The 3732-nt window shown below is 65.6% G+C and carries 2 protein-coding genes; both read left to right on the forward strand.

The features are described 5' to 3' along the window. Positions 1-327 precede the first annotated feature (327 nt). A complete protein-coding gene (clpB, locus tag ACKOED_RS08985; protein WP_408916262.1) occupies positions 328-2904 on the forward strand; it encodes an ATP-dependent chaperone ClpB in 2577 nt (858 codons plus the stop codon). A 367-nt stretch (positions 2905-3271) separates the two neighbouring features. After that, positions 3272-3732 (forward strand): TonB-dependent receptor plug domain-containing protein (locus ACKOED_RS08990; protein WP_408916263.1); only part of this gene is annotated, 461 nt, incomplete at its 3' end.

A 3732-nucleotide genomic window follows, 5' to 3' on the forward strand; every position in this document is an offset into this window, starting at 1 on the left:
GCGGGGGCGGCGGCGGCGCTGGCGAAGAACGGCTCCCAGCTGGCAAGCCCCGCCACCGCCAGCACAAACACCCCCACCAGCGCAATCGCGCCGCGCTTCAACCAACTCATGACGGATGTCTCTCCCAAACCGTGCGGGCGCGTTGTCGCGCCGGGGGCAGGGGAGGTCAAGGCTGCACGGCGTGCAACTGGCCTCTTGTCACGGGCGCGCGGCGAACCCACCTATTCGAGTAACACACCTGCTGCGTGGGTTTTTGTGGGGCCGGGTCTTGTGTGGCCATTGTGCAACACTATCTGCTGGCGGTAACCTTTGGAGGGGTTAGAACCAATGAATCTCGAAAAGTTCACCGACCGCGCGAAGGGCTTTCTGCAAGCCGCCCAGACCGTCGCGATCCGCCTCAATCACCAGCGCATCACCCCGCTGCATATCGCCAAGGCCCTGCTGGAGGACAGCGAGGGCATGGCCGCCGGGCTGATCCAGCGCGCGGGCGGGCAGGCCCCGCTGGCGGCGACGGCGGTGGACGCAGGCCTTTCCAAGATTCCCGCTGTCACCGGCAGCGGCGCGCAGGCGACGCCGGGGCTGGATAATGATGCCGTGCGGCTGCTCGACACCGCCGAACAGCTCGCCGACAAGGCGGGCGATTCTTACGTCACGGTTGAGCGGATGCTGACCGCGCTTGCCCTGTCTTCGACGCCTGCTGGCGAGGCTTTGAAGGCGGCGGGCGTGACTCCACAGGCGCTCAACGCCGCCATCGAGCAACTGCGCGGCGGCAAGAAGGCCGACAGCGCGGGGGCCGAGAACACCTATGATGCAATGCAGAAATTCGCCCGCGACCTGACGCAGGCCGCGCGTGACGGGAAGCTCGATCCGGTGATCGGCCGCGACGAGGAAATCCGCCGCACGATCCAGATCCTCGCCCGCCGCACCAAGAACAACCCCGCCCTGATCGGCGAGCCCGGCACCGGCAAGACCGCGATTGCCGAGGGCCTCGCGCTGCGCATCGCCAATGGCGACGTGCCCGACAGCCTCAAGGGCCGCACGCTCATGTCGCTCGACATGGGCGCGCTGATCGCGGGCGCGAAATATCGCGGCGAGTTCGAGGAGCGGCTGAAGTCGGTGCTCGACGAGGTCAAGCATGCCGAGGGGCAGATCATCCTGTTCATCGACGAGATGCACACCCTGATCGGGGCGGGCGCGAGCGAAGGCTCGATGGATGCCTCGAATCTGCTGAAGCCCGCTTTGTCGCGCGGCGAGCTGCACTGCATCGGCGCGACCACGCTCGACGAGTATCAAAAGTATGTCGAGAAAGACCCCGCGCTCCAGCGGCGGTTCCAGCCGGTGTTCATCGCCGAGCCGACGGTCGAGGACACGATCTCGATCCTGCGCGGGATCAAGGACAAGTACGAGCTGCACCACGGCGTGCGCATCACCGACGGCGCGATTGTCGCGGCGGCGAAGCTGTCCGACCGTTACATCCAGAACCGCTTCCTCCCCGACAAGGCGATCGACCTGATGGACGAGGCCGCCAGCCGCATCCGTATGGAAGTGGAAAGCAAGCCCGAGGAAATCGAAGGCCTCGACCGGCGGATCATTCAGCTGAAGATCGAGGAACAGGCGCTCCAGAAGGAGAGCGACCAGAACTCCAAGGATCGTCTGGTCGCGCTGCGCGAGGAATTGGCGAACCTCGAACAGAAGTCCGCTGAACTCACCACCCGCTGGCAGAACGAGCGCGACAAGATCGCGGCGGAGGGCCGGATCAAGGAGGCGCTCGACGCGGCGCGGCTGGAACTGGAACAGGCCCAGCGCGAAGGCGATCTGGCGAAGGCCGGGGAGCTCAGCTACGGGCGCATCCCCGAACTCGAAAAGCAGCTTGCCGAAGCGCAGGGCCAGGCCGCCAACGCCATGCTGCGCGAGGAAGTGACCGAGGAGGACATCGCCTCGGTCGTCAGCCGCTGGACCGGCATTCCGGTCGACCGCATGATGGCGGGCGAGCGCGAGAAGCTGCTCCAGATGGAGAGCATCCTCGGCAAGCGGGTGATCGGCCAGTCGCAGGCTATCGAGGCCGTGTCCAAGGCCGTCCGGCGCGCCCGCGCCGGGCTTCAGGATCCGGGGCGCCCGTTGGGCAGCTTCCTGTTCCTCGGCCCCACCGGCGTCGGCAAGACCGAGCTGTCCAAGGCGCTTGCCGGGTGTCTGTTCGACGACGACAGCGCGATGGTGCGCATCGACATGAGCGAATTCATGGAAAAGCACGCCGTCGCCCGCCTGATCGGCGCGCCTCCGGGCTATGTCGGCTATGAAGAGGGCGGCGTGCTGACCGAGGCCGTGCGCCGCCGCCCCTATCAGGTGGTGCTGTTCGACGAGGTCGAAAAGGCCCATCAGGACGTGTTCAACGTGCTGCTGCAGGTGCTCGACGATGGCCGCCTGACCGACGGGCAGGGCCGGGTGGTGGACTTTGCCAACACGCTGATCATCCTCACCAGCAACCTCGGCAGCCAGTATCTCGCCAACCTGCCCGACGGGGCCGAAGTCGCCAGCGTCGAGAAGGACGTGATGGACGTGGTGCGCGGGCATTTCCGGCCCGAATTCCTCAACCGGCTGGACGAGATCATCCTGTTCCACCGTCTGGCGCAGGAGCACATGGCGCCGATCGTCCAGATCCAGGTGGGCCGGGTGCAGAAGCTGCTGGCGGATCGCAAGATCACGCTCGATCTGACCGAGGCGGCGCTGCGCTGGCTTGGGCGGGTGGGCTATGATCCGGTCTATGGCGCGCGGCCGCTGAAGCGCGCGGTGCAGCGTTACCTGCAGGATCCGCTCGCCGAAATGCTGCTGGCGGGGCAACTGCCCGATGGCAGCACCCTCGCCATCGACGAGGGTGACGGGCAGTTGACGATGACGATTCGCTGACAGCGGCGCGGTTACCGGAAAATCCGGCTACGCAAGATTGTAAGCAAGCGTCGTTCTATCCGGCAAGCGGGGCGGTTTGTTGCGTGCAGGCCGCCCTAGCTTTTAACATTCGCAAAGCCACAAACTAACAATGTTGCGGGGAAAGCCCGCCGCCGCCCCTGAATGTGGGATTAACGCAACACCCCCCCGAAAACCTCAAGGACCGCGACCGGGCGCTTTGACATCAAAGTTTCGCCATTGCACAAAAAGGTCACTGCGGGGACTGACTTGGACAACCACTGAAGCGCTGGCCTTCCACATGGGGCAATTATGTGGCGGGGGCGGGTGGTTGTCTGTCGTTCACCCGGTTTGGGCAACTGGAGTGACCATGAAGAAATTTCACAGCAATTCGATCAAGGCCCTGGCGTTCTCCGCCTCGGCTGTCGCTTTCGCGATCGCTGGGCCTGCCTACGCGCAGGACGCCGATGAACCTCAGGCCGAGGAAGGTCAGCAGGAAGAGGAAGTCGACGTCGGCACCGATGCCAAGGGTCGCTCGCAGAGCGGCAACATCACGGTGACCGGTTCGCGCATCGTGCGCGACACCTATTCGTCGATTTCGCCGCTCCAGGTGCTCACCACCGAAAACCAGCAGGCTGTCGGCGCCTTCGACCCGGCGCAGATCCTGCAGCGCGCGGAAGCCGCCTCGGGCGTGCAGATCGACGCGACCTTCCAGGGCTTCGTGCTCGACAACGGCCCGGGTTCGCAGACGCTGAACCTGCGCGGCCTTGGTGCTGACCGCACCCTGCTGCTGATCAACGGCCGCCGCCTCTCGCCCGCGGGCGTGGAAGG

Origin of the sequence: Aestuariivirga sp. (assembly GCF_046093005.1) — a bacterium.
Taxonomy (GTDB): domain Bacteria; phylum Pseudomonadota; class Alphaproteobacteria; order Rhizobiales; family Aestuariivirgaceae; genus Aestuariivirga.